Source organism: Nocardia sp. NPDC056100 (assembly GCF_042266325.1).
Classification (GTDB): domain Bacteria; phylum Actinomycetota; class Actinomycetes; order Mycobacteriales; family Mycobacteriaceae; genus Nocardia.
In genome coordinates this window covers 1785326-1805434 of the sequence record NZ_JBHJVY010000003.1, presented here as the reverse complement: position 1 = coordinate 1805434, position 20109 = coordinate 1785326, and the positions used below count along the sequence as shown (strand labels likewise).

At 68.6% G+C, this 20109-nt stretch carries 14 protein-coding genes; 5 read left to right on the top strand and 9 right to left on the bottom strand.

Annotated elements, in window-relative coordinates:
- Window positions 1–79 precede the first annotated feature (79 nt).
- Window positions 80–1420 carry an L-lysine 6-transaminase gene (lat, locus tag ACFC0O_RS29990; RefSeq protein ID WP_375963515.1) on the bottom strand — a complete coding sequence of 447 codons (1341 nt, stop codon included), beginning with the start codon at window positions 1418–1420 and terminating at the stop codon, window positions 80–82.
- Window positions 1421–1484: 64 nt separating this feature from the next.
- Window positions 1485–1937 (bottom strand): Lrp/AsnC family transcriptional regulator, encoded by a 453-nt coding sequence (locus tag ACFC0O_RS29985; RefSeq protein ID WP_067562135.1) that lies wholly within the window; start codon window positions 1935–1937, stop codon window positions 1485–1487.
- Between the two features lie 58 nt (window positions 1938–1995).
- Here ACFC0O_RS29985 and ACFC0O_RS29980 point away from each other — a divergent pair, with 58 nt between their 5' ends.
- A complete protein-coding gene (locus ACFC0O_RS29980) occupies window positions 1996–3525 on the top strand; it encodes an aldehyde dehydrogenase family protein (RefSeq protein WP_375963511.1) in 1530 nt (509 codons plus the stop codon).
- A gap of 67 nt (window positions 3526–3592) precedes the next feature.
- On the opposite strand, the gene ACFC0O_RS29975 is transcribed toward ACFC0O_RS29980, so the two are convergent.
- Together ACFC0O_RS29975 and ACFC0O_RS29970 are read right to left on the bottom strand one after the other, a co-directional pair.
- The gene (locus ACFC0O_RS29975; protein WP_375963509.1) at window positions 3593–4444 is read right to left on the bottom strand and encodes an SDR family oxidoreductase; all 852 of its coding nucleotides are present in this window, start codon (window positions 4442–4444) and stop codon (window positions 3593–3595) included.
- Complete coding sequence (locus ACFC0O_RS29970; protein WP_375963507.1) at window positions 4441–5400, bottom strand: patatin-like phospholipase family protein; 960 nt, start codon at window positions 5398–5400, stop codon at window positions 4441–4443. Before ACFC0O_RS29970 ends, ACFC0O_RS29975 begins: the two co-directional genes overlap by 4 nt.
- Window positions 5401–5487: 87 nt before the next feature.
- Here ACFC0O_RS29970 and ACFC0O_RS29965 point away from each other — a divergent pair, with 87 nt between their 5' ends.
- Entirely contained in the window at window positions 5488–6087 is a 600-nt protein-coding gene (locus ACFC0O_RS29965) for a TetR/AcrR family transcriptional regulator (protein WP_375963505.1), read from the top strand.
- Window positions 6088–6096: 9 nt separating this feature from the next.
- On the opposite strand, the gene ACFC0O_RS29960 is transcribed toward ACFC0O_RS29965, so the two are convergent.
- Entirely contained in the window at window positions 6097–6642 is a 546-nt protein-coding gene (locus tag ACFC0O_RS29960; RefSeq protein WP_375963502.1) for a histidine phosphatase family protein, read from the bottom strand.
- A gap of 182 nt (window positions 6643–6824) precedes the next feature.
- On the opposite strand from ACFC0O_RS29960, the gene ACFC0O_RS29955 reads away from it, so the two are divergent.
- Both ACFC0O_RS29955 and ACFC0O_RS29950 read left to right on the top strand, forming a co-directional pair.
- Window positions 6825–11807 carry an ATP-dependent helicase gene (locus tag ACFC0O_RS29955; protein ID WP_375963500.1) on the top strand — a complete coding sequence of 1661 codons (4983 nt, stop codon included), beginning with the start codon at window positions 6825–6827 and terminating at the stop codon, window positions 11805–11807.
- 12 nt (window positions 11808–11819) lie between these two features.
- Window positions 11820–12593 (top strand): DNA-formamidopyrimidine glycosylase family protein, encoded by a 774-nt coding sequence (locus tag ACFC0O_RS29950; RefSeq protein ID WP_375963498.1) that lies wholly within the window; start codon window positions 11820–11822, stop codon window positions 12591–12593.
- A gap of 131 nt (window positions 12594–12724) precedes the next feature.
- On the opposite strand, the gene glpD is transcribed toward ACFC0O_RS29950, so the two are convergent.
- A complete protein-coding gene (gene glpD / locus ACFC0O_RS29945; protein WP_364646188.1) occupies window positions 12725–14461 on the bottom strand; it encodes a glycerol-3-phosphate dehydrogenase in 1737 nt (578 codons plus the stop codon).
- A gap of 185 nt (window positions 14462–14646) precedes the next feature.
- On the opposite strand from glpD, the gene glpK reads away from it, so the two are divergent.
- Window positions 14647–16143 (top strand): glycerol kinase GlpK, encoded by a 1497-nt coding sequence (gene glpK, locus ACFC0O_RS29940; protein WP_375963495.1) that lies wholly within the window; start codon window positions 14647–14649, stop codon window positions 16141–16143.
- A gap of 48 nt (window positions 16144–16191) precedes the next feature.
- On the opposite strand, the gene ACFC0O_RS29935 is transcribed toward glpK, so the two are convergent.
- The 3 genes from ACFC0O_RS29935 to ACFC0O_RS29925 all read right to left on the bottom strand — a co-directional run bounded on the left by ACFC0O_RS29935 (window position 16192) and on the right by ACFC0O_RS29925 (window position 20082).
- The gene (locus tag ACFC0O_RS29935) at window positions 16192–17373 is read right to left on the bottom strand and encodes a PLP-dependent aminotransferase family protein (protein WP_375963492.1); all 1182 of its coding nucleotides are present in this window, start codon (window positions 17371–17373) and stop codon (window positions 16192–16194) included.
- A 114-nt stretch (window positions 17374–17487) separates the two neighbouring features.
- Window positions 17488–18873, bottom strand: coding sequence for a hypothetical protein (locus ACFC0O_RS29930; protein WP_375963490.1), 1386 nt, complete (start codon window positions 18871–18873; stop codon window positions 17488–17490).
- 96 nt (window positions 18874–18969) lie between these two features.
- Entirely contained in the window at window positions 18970–20082 is a 1113-nt protein-coding gene (locus ACFC0O_RS29925; protein ID WP_364646177.1) for a hypothetical protein, read from the bottom strand.
- Between the last annotated feature and the right edge of the window lie 27 nt (window positions 20083–20109).

Here is a 20109-nt window from a genome sequence, read left to right as displayed (position 1 = left end):
CCCGGCGCGACCGCCCGGTTATCCGGAGCCGTGGGCATCCGGGCCGGACGTCGTTGTCCGGCCCGGATCGTCCAGCGGCTCAGCCCAATACGCGGTCCAGCGCGTCGACGGCCTCGTCCAGTTCGGCGACGGTGACGGTGAGCGGGGGCCGGAAGCGGATACCGCGCTCCCCCGTGCCGAGGATGAGGATGTGTTCCTGCTCGCGCAGCCGGGTCACCACGTCATCGCGCAGTTGGGCCGTGTCGAGGGTGATGGCGCACATGAGGCCGCGTCCGCGCGGTTCGGTGACTTCCGCATGGGCGGTGGACAATTCGGTCAGTCGGCGCAGCAGGTGCGCACCGAGTTCGCGGGCGCGCTCGTGCAGGGCGTCCTGCTCGATCACCTCGAGGATGCGGCGCGCCCGCACCATATCGGCGAGGTTGCCGCCCCAGGTGGAGTTGAGCCGGGAGCTGACGTGGAAGACATTGTCAGGCACCTCGTCGATGCGACCGCCCGCCATGATTCCGCAGACCTGGGTCTTCTTGCCGAAGGCCACCACATCGGGTTCCAGGCCGAGTTGCTGGTACGCCCACATGCTGCCGGTCATGCCGACGCCGGTCTGCACCTCGTCGAGGATGAACAGCGCGTCGTTGGCGTGACAGAGCTCCTGTACGGCGCGCAGGAATTCCGGCCGCAGATGCCGGTCGCCGCCCTCGCCCTGGATGGGTTCGGCGATGAAACACGCTATGTCGTCCGGGTTTTCGGCGAAGGCGCGAATGATCTGATCGAGGGCGTGCCGTTCGGCGGCCTCGATATCGGGATGCGCGTCGCCGATGTACGGGGTGTCGATGCGCGGCCAGTCGAACTTCGGGAAGCGTGCCGTCTTCACCGGATCGGTATTGGTGAGCGAGAGCGTGTACCCGGTGCGGCCGTGGAAGGCGCCGGTCAGATGCAGCACCCTGGTGCCGAGTTCCGCTGCGCGCCCGTGCATTTCATTGTGCCGGGACTTCCAGTCGAACGCCGCCTTGAGGGCGTTCTCGACCGCGAGCCCGCCGCCGTCGATGAAGAACAGATGCGGTAGCCGGGGGTCGCCGAGGACACGCGCGAAAGTGTCCACGAATCTGGCCATTTCGACGGTGTAGACGTCGGAGTTGCTCGGCTTGTTCAGGGCCGCCGCGGTCAGGTTCGACAGGAAGCGGCGGTCACCGACCAGGGCCGGATGGTTCATGCCCAGCGCCGAGGAGGCGAAGAAGCCGAACATATCCAGGTAAGCCGTGCCGTCGCGGGCGTCGACCAGTCGGCGGCCGCGAGACTTTCGCAGGTCCAGCACTAGATCGAAGCCGTCCGCGAGGATGTTCTCGGACAGGATTTCATGCACCCGGGCGGGGGTGACCAGGGTCGTGTCGGCAACCGCCCCGAGCCGATCGAGTTCTAGGGTCACCACCCCAGCGTAAACGAACTTTTACGGTTTTGTCCGTAAGTTCCGAACTAATTACGAAAGCAACCTACTTGTCATAGAATGTCTGCAGAATGATGGTGCTTCGAGTCCGGACGTTGGCGGTCGCGCGAATTTCCTGCAGCAGCTGCTCCAGGTGCCGGGGTGAGGCCACTCGCACGAGCAGCATGTAGCTCTCGTCTCCGGCCACCGAATGGCAGGCCTCGATGCCCGGAATGTGCTGTAGCAGTGCGGGTGCGTCATCGGGCTGCGACGGGTCGAGAGGAGTGATGGCGACAAATGCCGACAGCATCTGCCCCAGCGCCTCCGGATCGACGTTCGCCGTGTAGCCGCGGATCACGCCGCGCGCCTCCAGCCGCCGGACACGCGACTGCACCGCTGACACCGAAAGGTTCGCCTTCTCGGCAAGATTGGAGAGTGTGGCGCGACCATCGGCTATCAGCTCACGGATCAGCAATCTATCGATGTCGTCGAGTTGTGGTTTCGCCGGTGTATCCGCCATCAGCGAAGGCTAACTCAGCGAACCGAACTCGTGGCCGGAACCCATACTGGAGCTGCCGATGAACCCTGTAATGACCGATGAATTGACCGGCGAGCCCCGCGCTCGCACCGAGTCGCTACTACGCGCGCTCGGCGCGAAAACCCCCGAACCCGGGGAGCTCTCGGTGCGCACGCCGATCACCGGCGGCGAATTGCTCACCCTGCGACCCAGTTCGGCGGCCGAGGTGGACGCCGCGATCGGGCGCGCGGCCGAGGCGTTCCGGGACTGGCGCACCGTGCCCGCGCCGCAGCGGGCCGCCGTGGTGCGGCGCCTGGCGCAACTGCTGGTGGAGCACCAGAACGAGCTGGGCGAACTGGTGACCCTGGAGGCCGGGAAGATCGGCGCCGAGGCACGCGGCGAGGTCCAGGAGATGATCGACATCTGCGAGTTCGCCATCGGGCTCTCGCGGCAGTTGTACGGCAAGACCATGCCGTCCGAGCGGCCCGGGCACCGGCTGCTGGAGACCTGGCATCCACTGGGCGTGGTCGGGGTGATCTCGGCGTTCAATTTCCCGGTCGCGGTGTGGGCGTGGAATACCGCGCTGGCGCTGGTGTGCGGGGACACCGTGGTGTGGAAGCCATCGGAGATGACGCCGTTGACGGCGCTGGCGTGCCATTCGCTGCTGCGCCGGGCGGCAGTCGATGTCGGCGTGAATCCCGAAGTGCACCAGTTGATTCAGGGCACGGGCGAGGTCGGCGCACAGCTGGTCGACGATCCGCGCGTCGCACTGGTGAGCGCCACCGGATCGGTGCGGATGGGGCGGATCGTGGCCCCGCGGGTGGCCGAGCGGTTCGGGCGCTGCCTGCTGGAATTGGGCGGCAATAACGCGGCGGTGGTGACGCCGTCGGCGGATCTGGATCTGGCGGCGCGCGGCATCGTGTTCGCGGCGGCGGGGACGGCCGGGCAGCGCTGCACCTCGCTGCGGCGGCTGATCGTGCACGCGGATGTGGCCGGGCCGCTGCTGGATCGCATCTCCTCGGCGTATCGGCAACTGCGCGTTGGCAATCCGCTCGAGGAGGGGGTGCTGGTCGGACCGCTGATCAACGGCCGCTCCTATGACGCGATGCGGGACGCGCTGGCGCGGGCGCAGGCCGACGGCGGTGAATTGCTGTGCGGGGGTGAGCGAGTCGACGGTTTCGGCGAGGACGCGTACTACGTCCGGCCCGCCATCGTGCGCATGCCCGCGCAGACCGCGGTGGTGCGCGAGGAGACCTTCGCGCCCATTCTCTACGTGCTCACCTATCACGATCTCGATACCGCGATCGAACTGCACAATGGTGTGCCGCAGGGACTTTCGTCGTCCATCTTCACGCAGAACCAGCGCGAGGCGGAGCGGTTCCTGGCCGCGGACGGATCCGATTGCGGTATCGCCAATGTCAATATCGGCACCTCGGGTGCGGAGATCGGCGGTGCGTTCGGCGGCGAGAAGCAGACCGGCGGCGGCCGCGAATCCGGATCGGATTCGTGGCAGGCGTATATGCGGCGGGCCACGAACACCGTCAACTACTCCACGGAACTGCCACTGGCGCAGGGCATTCAGTTCGGCTGACCCGCCCGGATGACCGAAGGGCAACGGCCCGAACCCCCCATGCGGTTCGGGCCGTCGAGTATTCGGATCAGCCCTGTTCGTCGGTGCTGATGGCGCGAATCTGCTGTTCGTACGCGGCGCGGGTGGATTCGTCGGACGGGTGCAGGGCGCGGTCACCGTTGAACAGGCGGCGGACCAGGCGCACGGCGGGTTCCGGCGCGGCGGCGAACACCGCGTCGATGGGGCCGAGATAGTTGGGGACGGCGACCTCGGCCCGGCGGGTGCGCACGGTCTGAACCACCGCCGCGGCAACGTCTTCCGGGTCGACGGTGGGCATGCCCGCACCCAGCGTCAGGCCGGACGACAGGCGGGTGCGCACCGCCGACGGCATGACCGTGCTGACGCTGACGCCGTACGGTTCGAACTCCAGCCGGGTCGCGGCGGACAGGCCGACCGCGGCGAACTTGCTGGCGTTGTAGACGGCCAGGCCCGCGATCGGGATCTTGCCCGCCAGCGACGCGACATTGATGATGTGGCCCCTACCCCGGTCCACCATGCCGGGCGCGACGGCGCGCATACCGTGGATGAGTCCCCAGACGTTCACGTCGATGGTGGTGTGGCCCACCGCATCCGGTTCGTCGAGGAAGGCTCCCGCGGGCATGACACCGGCATTGTTGACCAGGATGTCGATGCGGCCGAAGTCGGCGACGACCTTGTCCCACTGGTCGCGGTGGCGCACATCGAGTTCGAAAGCCTTGGCGTCCAGGGCGGCTGCCACGGCCTGGGCGGCGGCGGTGTCCACATCGGCGATGGCGACCTCCGCGCCCTTGCTCGCGAACAGTTCGGCCGTGCACTGGCCGATACCGCGGCCCGCGCCGGTGATCAGGACCCGTGCTCCGGCGAGATCGATTGCCGGATAGTTCTTTCCGAGGACGCTCATGCGAAAACTCCCTGTTCCATGGCTTTGCGGGTGCTGATCAGGCTGTGTTCGAAGGTGGCGAGGCGACGGCGGCCGTCCATGAAGTTGGGGCCCATGACGGCGAGATCCTCGGCGGTGGCGTCCAGGCGCAGCACCTTGGTGCCACTGGCGCGCAGCTGGGCGATCTCGGTATCGAGCTTCTCGCTCATGCGATTTCGCATTTGCCGCTCCAGGAAGTGGCCCGCGCCGGTCGCCGGAATGCGGCCGGTGGAGGCCATCGGGGCGATGACCACGACCTCGTCGAGCTGTGCCGGGATGAGCAGATCGGCCGAGGCGGTGGAGGCCGCGCCGCCGTCGATGAAATTCCGGCCGTCGATGGGCACGGCCGGGAACCAGCCGGGGACGCCCCAGGAAGCACGAAGTGCCGCACCGAGACTCGCCCGCGGGGCATGCGGGGAACCGAAGACCACGCGTTCGCCGGTGGCGTCGTCCATGGCGACCAGCCAGGTGGCTGGGTGTTCGACCCAGGTGCGGCCGGGGTTGAGGCGGTCCGCGAGGCGCTGCAGCCAGCTCGCGTCGCCGCTGCCCCGCGGGAGCAGGCCGCTACCGGCGGTGAGCAGGGCGTGGCCATTGCCGGGGCGCGCCAGCAACTCTCGCGCGGCGCGGGCGGGTGCGTTCAGGCGCGGGCGCGGCAGCGGCGGGAATCGCGGTGGCTCACAACGCATATGGGCGGTGAGGATCGGATTCGTCGAGGTGCCGCGCTGCATATCGATCAGCTCGTCGACGCCGATGCCGCTGCCCAGCATGGTCAGCATTTCCGCGCCGGCGGAGGTGCCGATCATGACGTCGGCGGTGCGGGGATCCCAGTCCAGTACATCGCGGGCCGCCGCCAGCGCGGCCACGATCCACGCCGCGCCGACCGTGCCGCCGCATCCGATGGCCAGGCCACGTCGATGTGACCCGTTCCTGTTACTCATAGTTTCGAACACTATCGACTCCGCCTCCCCGCGTCTAGATTCGAATACCCGGGGTATCCCAAATCTTCGAGTACATAGAATGTCCGCATGGCACGACTGACCCGCACCGAGAGCCAGGCCCGCACCCGCGCCGACCTGCTCGCGACGGCACGCGACATGTTCCTCACCGACGGGTACGCCAAGACCAGCCTGGAACGCGTCGCCGAGGAGGCCGGTTACTCCAAAGGCGCGGTGTACTCGAACTTCCGCACCAAATCGGCGCTGTGCCTGGAGGTGCTCGGGCTCATTCACGAGTCCAAATTCGCGGAGGTCACCGAGGTGCTGGGCACCGAGGGCACGCTCGAGGAACGGCTCGCGCGGTTTCAGGGCTGGGCCGAGCGCACGCTCGGCGATGTCGGCTGGACCATGCTGGAATTCGAATTCGCCATCGTGGCCCGGGACGATCCGGCGCTGCAGGCCGCCATGGTGTCGAGTCTCGGTGTGGTGCGCGGGACCATTGCCGCGAGCCTGCAATCCCTCGCCGATTCGACCGGGCTGAGCCTGCCGTTGCCCGCCGAGGACGCGGCGACCTCGGTGCTGAGTCTCGGGTTGGGGCTGGGCATTCTGCGTGCCATCGATCCGACGCTGTCCGCTCAGCTCATCACCGACGCGGTGCGGGCGATGCTCGGCGGTGCGCTGACCAGCTGACCGGTCCGCTCAGGGCCGGAAGTGCAGGGTCCATTCGCCGCGATAGTGCAGGCGGGTGACGCTCACCGGCGGAACGTCTATGCGCCAGAACGACTTCGCGGGCGCGTCGAGGGTCACCAGGAGTGCGGCGCGAATGACCGAGGGATGCGTGATGGCGATGGTGGGCTCACCTTCGACCGCGATATCGGCCAGCCACTCCCCCGTGCGCTCGACCACATCCACCACCGATTCACCGCCGTGTCCGCGATAGCCGGGATCGGTGAGCCAGAGATACAGATCTTCCTTCGGCACCGACATGAGCTCCCCGCCCCGCCACGCGCCGGCGTCGAGATCGCGTAATCGATCATCCTCATTACCGATGAGACCCATGAGCGCCGCGGTCTCCACGGTCCGGCGTTCCGGCGCGGTCAGCACCCGCGCCGCCTGTAATCGCCCGCACGCCGACACCGCGCGCCGCCCGGCTTCGGTCAAGGGTTCGTCCACCGGGAATCGTGCCTTGCGCATCGCCTCGGTCATCCCGTGACTGACCAGGTCGAGCCGGAGCACCTTCTGCACGATTCGCAGCCTACGCGCGGGCTCCGCAGCCGTAATCCGATTGCCCGTCCTTCGCTCCCGACCCGCACCCGGTCGATCTTGATCGCATGCGCGCGATCACCCGCTCATCCGAAACGCGGACGATCCCGGGTTCGACCGGCGCATCAGCGCCGGGTGTCGGTGGTCGGGTGCAGACTGGGGCGATGGATCGGTTCTCACCAGCTACCCGGGAGTGGTTCGACGGCGCGTTCCCGGCGCCGACGGCCGCGCAGTTGGGGGCGTGGGAGGCCATCGCGGCGGGGGAACACACGCTCGTCATCGCGCCGACCGGGTCGGGTAAGACGCTGTCGGCGTTCCTGTGGGCGATCGATCGGCTGGCGACTCGGGAGATAACCGCGGCGGTCGAACCTGCCGATGTGAAGCGCACCACCCGGGCGCGAAAGGCGACGAGCAGCGCGAAGAGCGCGAAAGGCGTGAGCGCCGACGGCGGCGCGAAGGCTGTCGCCGAGAAGCGTAAGACGTCCGTGCTCTATATCTCTCCGCTGAAGGCTCTCGCGGTGGATGTGGAGCGGAATCTGCGGGCCCCGCTGGTGGGGGTTACCCAGACCGCGAAACGACTCGGGTTGGACGCGCCCGAGATTCGGGTGGGGGTGCGGTCCGGGGATACCAGTCCGGCGGATCGGCGCGGGCTGTTGCGGACGCCGCCGGACATTCTCATCACCACGCCGGAGTCGCTGTTCCTGATGCTCACCTCGGCGGCGCGGGAGAGCCTCAGCGAGGTGCACACCGTGATCGTGGATGAGGTGCATGCCATCGCGGGGTCCAAACGCGGTGCGCACCTGGCGCTTTCGCTGGCTCGGCTGGATGCTCTGACCGAACGCCCGGCGCAGCGGATCGGGTTGTCGGCCACGGTGCGGCCGCCCGAGGAGGTGGGGCGATTCCTGGTGGGGAGTGCGCCCATCACCATTGTGAAGCCGCCCGCACCGAAGACGTTCGATCTGTCGGTGCGGGTGCCGGTGGCGGATATGACCGAACCCGATGCGGGAGCGGAGGATTCGGATCAGCCCGGATCGATCTGGCCGCATGTGGACGAGGCGATCGTGGATCTGGTGCTCGAACATCGATCGTCGATCGTGTTCGCGAATTCGCGGCGGCTGGCCGAGCGGCTCACGGCCCGATTGAACGAGGAGTACGCGGGGCGGATCGGCGAAGAGGTCGATACCGAGCATGCGCCGCCCGCGCAGCTGGGGGCGTCCACCGAGGTGATTCACGGTGCGGCTCCGCTGCTCGCGCGCGCCCATCACGGGTCGGTGAGCAAGGAACAGCGCGCAATCATCGAGGACGATCTCAAGAGCGGGCGATTGCGCTGCGTGGTCGCCACCAGCAGCCTGGAGCTCGGAATCGATATGGGCGCGGTCGAATTGGTGGTGCAGGTGGAGGCCCCGCCCTCGGTGGCCAGCGGCCTGCAACGCGTCGGGCGCGCCGGGCACCAGGTCGGGGAGATCTCGCGGGGCGTGATCTTCCCCAAGCATCGCACCGATGTCATCCACTGCGCGGTGGCATCGCAGCGCATGACGGCCGGGCAGATCGAGGAACTCAAGGTTCCGCTGCACCCGCTGGATATCCTCGCCCAGCAGACGGTGGCAGCGTGCGCCCTGGAGCCGCTCGACGCCGAGGTGTGGTTCGAGACCGTGCGCGGTACGGGAAGCTATGCGTCCCTGCCCCGTTCGGCCTACGACTCGGTGCTGGATCTGCTGTCCGGCCGCTACCCCTCCGACGAGTTCGCCGAACTGCGCCCGCGCATCGTCTGGGATCGCGATGCGGGCACCCTCACCGGCCGCCCGGGCGCACAGCGCCTCGCCGTCACCTCCGGCGGCGCGATCCCCGATCGCGGCCTCTTCCCGGTCTTCATGGTCGGTGAGAAAGCCTCCCGCGTAGGCGAACTCGACGAGGAGATGGTCTACGAATCCCGCGTCGGCGACGTCTTCGCTCTCGGCGCGACCAGCTGGCGCATCGAGGAGATCACCTTCGACCGCGTCCTGGTCACCCCCGCCTTCGGTCTCCCCGGCCGACTCCCCTTCTGGCACGGCGATTCCCTCGGCCGCCCCGCCGAATTGGGCGCGGCCCTCGGCGAATTCGTCCGCACGGCGGGCAAGGCGGTAGAGCAGTCATCCGGCACGGCGGTAACCGCCGACACCGCTGGCAAGAACGGGTCCGGGCGGGGCACATCCGCATCCGCCGGGCCGGTTACGACCGAGTTGGAGCGAGTGACCTCCGCCGCGGGGCTGGATGCCAATGCCACCGCGAATCTGGTTGCGCTGCTGGAGGAGCAGCGGGTGGCGACGGGGCAGTTGCCGACCGATCGGACCATGCTGGTGGAGCGGTTCCGCGATGAGCTCGGGGACTGGCGGGTGGTATTGCATTCGCCGTACGGGCTGCCGGTGCACGCGCCGTGGGCGCTGGCGGTGGGGGCGCGATTGCGGGAGCGGTTCGGGGTGGATGCCGCGCCGACGCCGTCCGATGACGGGATCGTGGTGCGGCTGCCGGATACCACCGATGATCCGCCGGGCGCGGAATTGTTCGTGTTCGAACCGGATGAGATCGATGATCTGGTGACCGAGCAGGTGGGCGGGTCGGCGCTGTTCGCGTCGAGGTTCCGCGAGTGTGCGGCGCGGGCGCTGCTGCTGCCCCGGCGCGATCCCGGAAAGCGCGCGCCGCTGTGGCAGCAGCGGCAGCGGGCGGCCCAACTACTTGATGTGGCACGCAAATTCCCGGAGTTCCCGATCCTGTTGGAGACGGTGCGGGAATGTCTACAGGACGTGTACGACCTGCCCTCGCTGCGGGAACTGCTGGGGCGGGTGGCGCGACGGCAAGTGCGGCTGGTCGAGGTGGAGACGGCCACGCCGTCACCGTTCGCCAATTCGCTGCTGTTCGATTACATCGGGCAGTTCATGTACGAGGGCGACAGTCCGCTGGCCGAACGCCGGGCGGCGGCGCTGTCACTGGATTCCAGTCTGCTGGCGGAACTGCTGGGCCGGGTGGAGCTGCGGGAACTGCTCGACGCCGAGGTGCTCGAACAGACCGAGCGGGAATTGCAGCGGCTCACCCCGGAGCGGCAGGCGCGCGATATGGAGGGGCTGGCCGATCTGCTGCGCCTGCTCGGGCCGATCACGGCCGAGGAGGCCGCCGAACGCTGCCTCGAGGATCCCCGGCCCTGGCATGCCGAACTGGTGAAAAGCCATCGCGCCCTGGAGGTTTCCTTCGCGGGCTCGCGGTGGTGGGTCGCGGTCGAGGACGCCGCCAGATTGCGTGATGCGCTCGGGGTGCCGCTGCCCATCGGGGTTCCGGCGGCCTTCATCGAACCGATCGCCGATCCGCTGGGCGATCTGGTCGGGCGCTACGCCCGCACCCACGGACCGTTCACCCTCACCCAGGTCGCGCACCGTTTCGGTCTCGGCACGGCGGTCGCGGCCACCGCACTACATCGCCTCGCCGCCGAAAAGCGCGTCGTGGAAGGCGAATTCACGCCGGGTGCGGCCGGATCCGAATGGTGTGACAGCGAAGTGCTGCGCCGCCTGCGCCGCCGCTCGCTCGCGGCGGCCCGCAAGGAGGTGGAGCCGGTCGCCACCGCCGCCCTGGCCCGCTTCCTGCCGTCCTGGCAGCACATCGGCACCGGTGAACTGCGCGGTGTCGACGGCGTCGCGGCCGTGGTGGAACAGCTTGCGGGCGTACCGATCCCGGCCTCGGCCTGGGAATCGCTCATCCTGCCCGCCCGCGTCCGCGACTACTCCCCCGCCATGCTGGACGAACTCATGGCCACCGGCGAAGTCCTCTGGTCCGGCCACGGCTCCATCACCGCCAAGGACGGCTGGATAGCCCTGCACCCCGCCGACCAAGCGGGCCTCACCCTCCCCCCACCCGATGACCTCGACCTCACCGAAACCCACATCAGCCTGCTGCTGGCCCTGGGCGCCACGGTGATCGGCGGCCCGGGCACGAACGGGCAAGCACCCCGGTCCAACGCCAAGGCCGGGGCGACGACGACGTCCGCCGGCGTCTCGCCCGGAACCGACGCGGAGTCCGGAGCCGACGCCACGTCCGCGAACAGGGGAAGCGGCGATATCGCCGCGGCCGAGCTCGAAGCCGAGGCGGGCGAATCATCGTCGCGGGGAACCGGTTACCAGGTTGTGGATATGTCCGGTGGCGGGGCGTATTTCTTCCGGCAGTTGGCCGATGCCAGCGGACTGGAGGATGAGGGGGCGGTGCTCGGCGCGCTGTGGGAGCTGGTGTGGGCCGGATATGTGGCCGGGGATACGTTCGCGCCGGTGCGGGCGCTGCTGGCCGGGACCGCGCGGACGACCACCGCGCATCGCACGCCGCGGCGAGCGCCGCGCGGGCGAATGTATCTGCCGCGCACCGGGGTTCCGGTGCGGACCAGTCCGCCCAGTGCGGCCGGGCGATGGTCGCTGCTACCGGAGCGGGTGGCCGACAATACGATCCGGGCGCACGCTACGGCGGATGTGCTGCTGGAGCGGTACGGGGTGCTGACGCGCGGGTCGGTGCAGAGCGAGGGCATTCGGGGCGGGTTCGCGCTCATGTACCGGGTGCTCACCGAATTCGAGGATCGGGGACGGTGCCGCCGCGGCTATTTCGTGGATTCGCTGGGCGGAGCGCAGTTCTCGACCACCGACGTGGTGGATCGGCTGCGTTCGTTCGAAACGGATAGGCCGCGCGCATTCGAGAACAGCGGGTCGGATGTAGGCGGACGTGGTTCGGGCTCGTCGACAATGCCGGGCGGCAACGCTCGGGAGACGGCGCTGGTGCTGGCGGCGTGCGATCCGGCGAATGCCTATGGGGCGGCGCTACCTTGGCCGAAGTCTGCGGTGGAGGGAGCAGGTCATCGGCCGGGGCGGAAGGCGGGTGCGCTGGTGGTGCTGGTGAACGGGGAGCTGGCGCTGTATTTGGAGCGGGGCGGGAAGACGCTGCTCACGTTCACCGAAGATGCGGCCCTGCGTGCGGCGGGGGCCGAGGCGCTGGCGGGGCTGGTGCGGGAGCGGCGGGTGGATTCGCTGGTGATCGATCGGGTGGACGGGGAATCGGTGCACGGCAATACGTTCGCGGAGTTTCTCACGCAGGCCGGGTTCGCGGCCACGCCCAAGGGTTTCCGGTTGCGGAGCCGCCCGTGAACGGGATCGGCTGTGCCTGAGGGCGATACGGTATTCCTGACCGCCGCCCGGCTGCGCAGAGCGCTGGCCGGAAAGGTGCTGACGCGCAGTGATTTCCGGGTGCCCAGATATGCCACCCTGGATCTGCGCGGGCAGCCGGTGGAGAGCGTAGGCAGCTACGGCAAACACCTGTTCGTGCGCACCCCAGAGCTGAGCATTCACACCCATCTGAAGATGGAAGGCGTCTACCGGGTCTTCACGCCCGGCCAGCGCTGGACCAAACCCGGTTTCACCGCCCGCCTGGTGCTCGCCACCGAGGACGCCGAGGCTGTCGGCTTCTCCCTCGGCCTGGTGGAGGTGCTCCCGCTATCCGCCGAGCACACCGCTACCGATCATCTCGGCCCGGATCTGCTCGGCCCGAATTGGGATGCGGCCGAAGCGGTCCGGCGACTGTCGGAGCATCCGGACCAGCCGATCGGCCTGGCACTGCTGGATCAGCGGAATCTGGCCGGAATCGGGAACATCTACCGCAGCGACATCTGTTTCCTGCGCCGCGTGCACCCCGCCACCCCGGTGGCAGCGGTCGAGGATCTCCCCGCCCTCGTGGACGAGGCGCATCGGGTCCTCACCCGCGCCGCCCACCAACCCCCGTGGCGCGCACTTGCTTACGGCCGCCAGCGCCGCCCCTGCCGCCGCTGCGGCACCAACCTGGTCGTGCACCTGCTCGCCGATGATCCGGCCCTGGCCCGCGCGGACAGAGGAATCTACTTCTGCCCGCGCTGCCAGCCCCAGCCGCCCGGGCCGTAAACCGCGGGATCACGCGAACCGCTACTTCGCGCAGCTACCGCTGATCACCGGTATCCCACGCCGATACCGAGCTCGACGAACCCGACGGCGACGCACCATCGGGCGGCCGCCGTCGGATCCCTTTCAGCGCACTACTTTTCGACGGGAACCGGCTCCAGAATCTGCGGGCGGGGCTCCGGGGCGGCCACGCGCAGGGCGTCGGCCGAGGCGTCATCGGGCTGGGTCTGGGATTCGATCTCGGCTTGTACGCGAGCCACGTAAGTCGCTATCTCGCGGGTGATCTCGGCTTCGTCCCAGCCGAGCACCGGTGCCACCAGGCGGGCCACCTGTTCGGCGCAGTCGACGCCGCGATGCGCGTATTCAATGGAGATGCGGGTGCGGCGGGCGAGGATGTCCTCCAGGTGCAGGGCGGCTTCGGCGGCCGCGGCGTAGACGGCTTCGACCTGGAGGTAGCCGGGGGACGCCTCGATCGGTTGCAGCAGTTCGGGTTTGCCGTCGGCCAGGCCGAGCACCTCGTCGATGAGCGAACCGTACCTGTTGAGCAGGTGCTGGATTCGGTACGGGTGGATGCCGTACTTCTCGGCCAGGTGCGGCGTCTGGTTCAGCAGCGCGTGATAGCCGTCCGCGCCGAGCAGTGGGACCTTGTCGGTGATGGTCGGCGGCACGCGGCGCGGAATGTCCTGTGCCGCTTCGTCGACCGCGTCGTAGGCCATGACGCGGTAGGTGGTGTACTTACCGCCCGCGATGGCCACCAGACCGGGGGCGATGCGGGCGACGGCATGCTCGCGCGAGAGCTTGGAGGTCTGATCGCTCTCCCCCGCGAGCAGTGGGCGCAGGCCCGCGTACACGCCGGTGATATCGGCGTGCGTGAGCGGGGTGACCAGCACCGAATTCACGTGTTCGAGCAGATAGTCGATGTCGTTCTTGGTCGCGGCGGGATGCGCGAGGTCGAGATTCCAATCGGTGTCCGTGGTGCCGATCAGCCAGTGATCGGTGCCCCACATGATCACGAACAGCACCGAGGTGGGGGTGCGCAGAATGATCGAGGTATCGCTGGCGATGCGATCGCGCGGAACCACGATATGCACACCCTTGGACGCTCGCACATGGAATCGTCCGCGCTGATGCGCGAGAGCCTGCAGTTCATCGGTCCAGACGCCGGTGGCATTGATGACGACGCTGCCCCGCACCTCGGTGCGGCGGCCGTCCTCACTGTCCTGCACCTTCACGCCCACCACCCGATCGGCCTCGCGCAGGAAGCCGACCACCTGGGTGGAGGTGCGGATGACCGCGCCGTAGTGCGCGGCGGTGCGCGCCAGGGTCATGGTGTGCCGGGCGTCGTCGACCACGGTGTCGTAGTAGGTGAGCCCGCCGGTGAGCACGTTGTTCTTGAGTCCGGGAGCCAGTCGCAGCGCCCCCGACTTGGTCAGATGATGCTGTCCCGGAACGGATTTCGCACCACCCATGGTGTCGTACAGGGTGAGTCCGGCGGCGACGTAGGGCCGCTCCCAGCCGTAGTGGGTGAGCGGGTACAGAAAGCGCAGCGGCTTCACCAGATGCGGCGCGAGCTTGGACAGCGAGAGTTCACGCTCGTGCAGCGCCTCGCGCACCAGCCCGAATTCCATCATCTCCAGATAGCGCAGACCGCCGTGGAACATCTTCGAGGAGCGACTGGAGGTGCCCGAGGCGAGATCGCGGGCCTCCACCAGAGCAACCTCCAGGCCACGGGTCGCGGCATCGAGTGCGATACCGGCGCCGACCACGCCGCCGCCGATCACCACCACATCGAAGTTGTCCTTACCCAAGCGCGCCCAAGCCTCTTCGCGCTGTTCGGGGCCGAGAAACTGCGATCGCGGGTTCTTCGTCATGCTCGACTCCTCCGGCTTTCGCCGCGGATGTCCGGCGCGGCGTTCGTATCGATGTCGACGCTCAGCTACTCGCAAGCAACCGTAGTCCACACTAATCGTTCGGTGTACGACCCGGCGGCGTGGTGTCCGGACGGGGTGCGCGTCATGGCGGTGCGCGGGCATACCCGGCGGGTAGCCTGTCCCGAATGCGTCGATATGTGGCTGCCATCGATTCCGGTACGACCTCCAGCCGGTGCATCGTGTTCGATCACCAGGGCCTCATCGTGGGGGTCGCGCAACGCGAGCACGAGCAGATATTCCCGCAACCCGGCTGGGTCGAGCACGATGCCGAACCCATTTGGCGCAATACCGAACTCGTCATCGCCGAGGCGCTGGAGAACGTCGGCATCGGGGCGGGCGATATCGCCGCCGCGGGCGTCACCAATCAGCGCGAGACCACCGTGGTGTGGGAGCGCGCCACCGGTAAGCCGATCCACAACGCCATCGTCTGGCAGGACACCCGCACCGCCGATCTGACCGTCGAACTCGCCGGTTCCGAGGGCGCGAATCGCTACGCCGACCGCACCGGACTGCCGCTGTCCACCTACTTCGCCGGACCCAAGGTGCGCTGGATCCTGGATCGGGTGCCCGGGGCCCGGCAGCGCGCCGAGGCCGGGGAACTCTGCTTCGGCACCATCGACAGCTGGATTCTGTGGAATCTCACCGGCCAGCACATCACCGACGTCACCAACGCATCGCGCACCATGCTGATGGATCTGCGCACGCTGCAATGGGATTCGGGCATCTGCGCCGACTTCGGCATTCCGATGGCCATGCTGCCGACCATTCGCAGCTCCTCGGAGGTGTACGGCGAGATCACCAGCACCGCGCTGGCGGGCACCCCGATCGCGGGCATTCTCGGCGATCAGCAGGCCGCCACCTTCGGGCAGGCGTGCCTGTCGCCCGGTGACACCAAGAACACCTACGGCACCGGCAATTTCATGCTCATGAACACCGGCGAGACACCGGTTTTCAGTGAGCACGGACTGCTCACCACCGTCTGCTACCGGCTCGCCGATCAGCCCGCCGTGTACGCGCTCGAGGGTTCCATCGCCGTCACCGGATCACTGGTGCAGTGGTTGCGCGACAACCTGGGCATGATCTCCAGCGCCGATGAGATCGAACCGCTGGCCCGCACCGTCGCCGACAATGGCGGCTGCTACATCGTGCCCGCGTTCTCCGGCCTGTTCGCACCGCGCTGGCGGCCGGACGCGCGCGGTGTGTTCGCCGGTCTCACGCGGTTCGTCAATCGCGGCCATATCGCGCGAGCGGTGTTGGAGGCCACCGCATTCCAGTCCCGCGAGGTCATCGAGGCCATGCGCGCCGATGCGGCGGCGCAGCATCTGGACGTGGAGAAGGTGACGCTCAAGGTGGACGGCGGCATGGTCGTCAACGAACTGCTCATGCAGTTCCAGTCCGACATCCTCGAGGCCACCGTGGTGCGCCCGGTGGTCACCGAGACCACCGCCCTGGGGGCGGCCTACGCGGCCGGACTCGCCGTCGACTACTGGTCCTCCACCGATGAGATCCGCGCCAACTGGGCCGAGGACAAGCGCTGGAATCCCACCATGGCTGACGCCGACCGCGACCACCTCGTTCATGAATGGAACAAGGCGGTCGAGCGCACCTACAACTGGGCGTAGCCGCGGGTTCGCCGGGCGCTCGAGCACGCTCCCGGCGCTACCCGTCGTCTACTGCGCGGCGTGCGCCTTGGCCAGGCGCGCGACCGCGTCCTCCAGCACCGTCGTGTCCGAGGTGGTGAAGCACAGGCGCATGGAGTGGGTGTAGTCGGTGGAGACGGCGAAGGCCGCGCCGGGGACGTAGGCGACGCCCGCGTCCAGGGCGCGGGGCAGCAGGGCGGCGGTGTCGGTGCCGTCCCGGAAGTCGGCCCAGACGAACATGCCGCCCGCCGCGTCGGTGGTGACGATGCGGTCGCCGAAGGCCGAGCGGACCGCGTTCACCAGGGCGCGGGCGCGTTCGCCGTACACCTGGCGGACCGAATCCACATGGGCGGCAAGCCAATCGGTGTCCGAGAGCAGGGTGGTGGCGATCTGCTGGGTGAGCGCGGAACCGCACAGGTCCGCACCCTGCTTCAGCAGTTCCACCGCGCGGCACACCTGCGTGGGAGCGACCATCCAGCCGACCCGCAGCGAGGGGGCCAGGATCTTGGAGGCGCTGGACAGGCGAATCACGTTGGGCGAGTAGGTCGCCACGGGAGCCGGGGACGGGCGGTCGAACCAGAGCTCACCGTACGGATCGTCCTCGATGACCCAGAAGCCGTGCGCCGTCGCCAGTTCCGCCAATTCCAGGCGGCGCTGCGGGCTCATGGTGACGCCGCCCGGATTGTGGAAGTTGCTGACGGTGTGCACGAAGGCCGGGCGCTCACCCTGCGCGAGGAGTTCGCGCAGCACATCCACGCGCATACCCTCGGCATCCAGCGGGACGGCGACGATGCGGGCTCCGGCGGCCCGGAAGACCTGCAGCGCACCGACATACGCGGGATCCTCGACCACGACCAGTGCGCCGGGATCGAGCAGCACCTCGGCGAGCAGGGACAGCGCCTGCTGGGAGCCGTGCGTGACGAACACCTCGTCGACCGGGATAGTGCGGCCCATGCGGGTGGACTCGCGGGCGGCGAGCACCTCGCGCAGTGGACCCCAGCCCGGTGATTCGGTGTACTGGAGTACCGAGCGATCACTCAGCGCGGCGTCGGCGGCTACCGCGATCCGGTCCCGGGGCATGAGCTGCGCATCGGGCAATCCACCTGCCAGGCTGATGATCTCGGCACGCGCGGTGAGCTTGAGCAGATCGCGAATCGCGGAACTCTGCAGGCCATCGAGCCGCCGGGACAGCGGTGGAGTGATCGCGGACATGAAACACCTCCGAGGGAACGCCGGGGTACGCCAAAACCCACTGTTTCACAGCGCTACCAGAATATGAAATTCCGATCCCGCATTGTGAGATGCGACTCCGGCGTCCCCGAGCGATCAGCGCTCGTCGATGGCGAAGATGAGGTGCTTGCCGTCCCGGGTCACCGTGCCGATGCGCTGGCGATAGACCGTCGTGGTCCCGTCGGTGCGATGTTCGGTGAGATCGGCGTCATAGGCGTTGTTGCCGTCCCGGATACCGTCCTCGGTGCTGACATCGGTGATGCGCAGGCAGTAGCTGGTGCCCTTGGGGATCACATCGTTGATGGCCTTCTGGATGGTGTCGGCGGGCGAGACGTTCAACGCGTCCGGGGCGACGAAGGATCGCGCCTTGTTGCCGTCCCGATCGGCGTAGAACGCGTGCTGGAAACCCAGAATGGCGTTCGCACCGGTATCGGTGCCACCGGCGCCGTTCCCGATCGTCAGCGGTCCCTCGCGCTTGGCGGGGCAGCTCAGCGCGGCCACCGAGGTCGGCGCGGCGGTGGTGACAGTGCCGCCGGGACCGAATACCGCCTCCGGTTCCGGGGCCTTGTCCTCGCCGCCGGTCAGCGACACCACCACCAGCGCGACCACGGCGATCAGCACCACCGCGCCCGCGCCGACCGCGATCGGCATCCACGGCTTCTTCGACTTGCGTTGCGGCGCGGCGGCTTTCGGCGCGAGCCGCTTGGCGATCTCGTCATCGCCCCAGGACAGCGATTCCTTCTTGGCCCCGCCCTTACCGGGCTCGGCCTTCTTCGGCATCAGCATCTTGGTGAGCGGATCGTCCGCCCAGGACAGCGATTCCTGCTGCGGCGCAGCGGAGTCCGCGGGCGGCATACCGTTCTCGGCGGAGCGCAGCCAGGCCGATTCCCGGCCGATCTGCGAGGTCTTGATACCGCCGCCGGTGGCCCAGCCCGAGGAACGCTTGGGCGGCTCGGGCGTGGTCGCATGCCGCACCGTCTGCTCGGAGCCGTCGAAATCGTTGCCGTACAACGCATTCGGGTCACCCGAATAGGGCGTACCGGAATCCGGCGCGAGGTACTCCGGTGCGACGCCCGGCGTCACCGCGCCGTCATCGGCGGGCCGCCAGGCCAATTCGGGACTGGCCGGTGCCGGTGCGGGCGTCCATCCGGACGCGGACGCCTCGGGCACCACCGGGTACTCACCCGTCGGCGGGCCGAATTCACCCGCACCGAAATCCGCCGCCGGTGCCCCGAAGTCGGCACTCGGCGCGCCGAAACCCTCACCGGCGGAACCGAATACGGAGATCGGCGGTCCGAAGTCATTGAGCGACGGCCCGAACTCCGACACCGGCGGCCCGAACCCGGAATCGTCATCCGGCTGCTCCGCGGGGGGCCGCCGGTGCGCTTCGGTGAGCGCGTCGTGCTCGGTCCCCGGATCCGGCGCTCCGGCGCCGGCACCCGATGCGGGGCGGTCGGCCGAGGTGTCCTTGCCGGAATCCATCACACGTCCTTTCGCCACACACGCGTGGGGCGGTCTCACGACCGCCCCACGCGACAACTCAGTGCTTGCCGGGCGCCTCCCGGGCGCCCGCAGTTCTCAGTACTGGACCGAACCGCCCACCTGCGTGGTCACGCCGCCGAGGTCGGTGGTCTGCCCGGGGATATCGCCCTGCGGGAGCTTACCAATCTGAGCGGCCGCGTCCAGGATGGTGCCGCCACCGGGGAGCAGGCGAATGAAATTCTCGGTGTCCGCCTTGGCCTGATTGGCCACGGTGGAATCGAGCACGAACTCCAGCTTGCGATCATCGCCCGGACCGGCGCTCGCGAAGGCCGTCACCTTGATCTGATTGACCTGGGTGAAGTCCAGCGACATACCGGCCTCACCGGTGCCGCCCGGGGTGGTGTAGCCGATGGTGCCGACGTAACCGTCCAGGTTGCTGAAGTGGTGCGTGTTCGCGGCGAAACCGGGCAGCGCCGCGCCGCCGTCGATATTCGCGCCGATCTCGGTGTGCGGACCCTGCATGGCGACCACGGGAGCCGCGGGGGCGGTCTCCACGGCCGGGGCCTGCCACTGCGGCTTCGGCTTGGTCTGCTCACCGGTCAGGGTGTTCAGCGTGGTGTCCGGCTGATCCTGATCGGTGGTGACGGCGGGCTGCACCGTACCCGGATTGGTCGCCTGGGTATCGGGCTTGGTCTGGGTGCCCGCGGGCGGGTTCTGCACAGGGATGGCGGGCGCGGTCTGACCGGGCACCGGCAGCGGTGCGACGCGCGGCACGGTCACACCGGGCTGGGTCGGCTTGGAATCCTTCGGATTCGCCTGCGGTGCCACACCGGCGGGCTGGGCCGGGGTGGTGTCATCGGCCTTGGGGGTCTCACCCGAGGGCACCGTGGTGCCGGGCTGGGTGGTGTCGGGCTTGGGCGAGCCCGGCGTGGTGACACCCGGCTGGCTCTGCTGCGGTTTGGTGGTGCCCGGCTGCACATTCTCCGGCTTGGGCGCGGGAACGACTGCGGCCTGCGGGTTTTCAGGGGTGGGATCGGTGGTCGGCGGCTGCTGGGTATCGCCCGGCTGCTGGCCGGGCTGCGCCGGGACCGCGCCCGGGTCATTGGGGGCCGCGTTCGCGGGTGCGCCCAGCAGGCTGACCACGGCGACCGCGCCGGCCAGCGACAGGGAGGTACTGGCCTTTATCCGATTCGGCTTGCGGTGCTTCACTTTTCGCCCTATTCGTTCGTACCTCAT

What these genes read in the sequence shown, in the direction of transcription:
- ACFC0O_RS29965 (WP_375963505.1), top strand. Translation starts at nt 5,488, where the DNA reads ATGGCACGACTGACCCGCACCGAGAGCCAGGCCCGCACCCGCGCCGAC.
- ACFC0O_RS29955 (WP_375963500.1), top strand. Translation starts at nt 6,825, where the DNA reads ATGGATCGGTTCTCACCAGCTACCCGGGAGTGGTTCGACGGCGCGTTC.
- ACFC0O_RS29985 (WP_067562135.1), bottom strand. Translation starts at nt 1,937, where the DNA reads ATGGCGGATACACCGGCGAAACCACAACTCGACGACATCGATAGATTG.
- ACFC0O_RS29935 (WP_375963492.1), bottom strand. Translation starts at nt 17,373, where the DNA reads ATGTCCGCGATCACTCCACCGCTGTCCCGGCGGCTCGATGGCCTGCAG.
- glpK (WP_375963495.1), top strand. Translation starts at nt 14,647, where the DNA reads ATGCGTCGATATGTGGCTGCCATCGATTCCGGTACGACCTCCAGCCGG.
- ACFC0O_RS29975 (WP_375963509.1), bottom strand. Translation starts at nt 4,444, where the DNA reads ATGAGCGTCCTCGGAAAGAACTATCCGGCAATCGATCTCGCCGGAGCA.
- ACFC0O_RS29980 (WP_375963511.1), top strand. Translation starts at nt 1,996, where the DNA reads ATGAACCCTGTAATGACCGATGAATTGACCGGCGAGCCCCGCGCTCGC.
- ACFC0O_RS29930 (WP_375963490.1), bottom strand. Translation starts at nt 18,873, where the DNA reads ATGGATTCCGGCAAGGACACCTCGGCCGACCGCCCCGCATCGGGTGCC.
- ACFC0O_RS29970 (WP_375963507.1), bottom strand. Translation starts at nt 5,400, where the DNA reads ATGAGTAACAGGAACGGGTCACATCGACGTGGCCTGGCCATCGGATGC.
- glpD (WP_364646188.1), bottom strand. Translation starts at nt 14,461, where the DNA reads ATGACGAAGAACCCGCGATCGCAGTTTCTCGGCCCCGAACAGCGCGAA.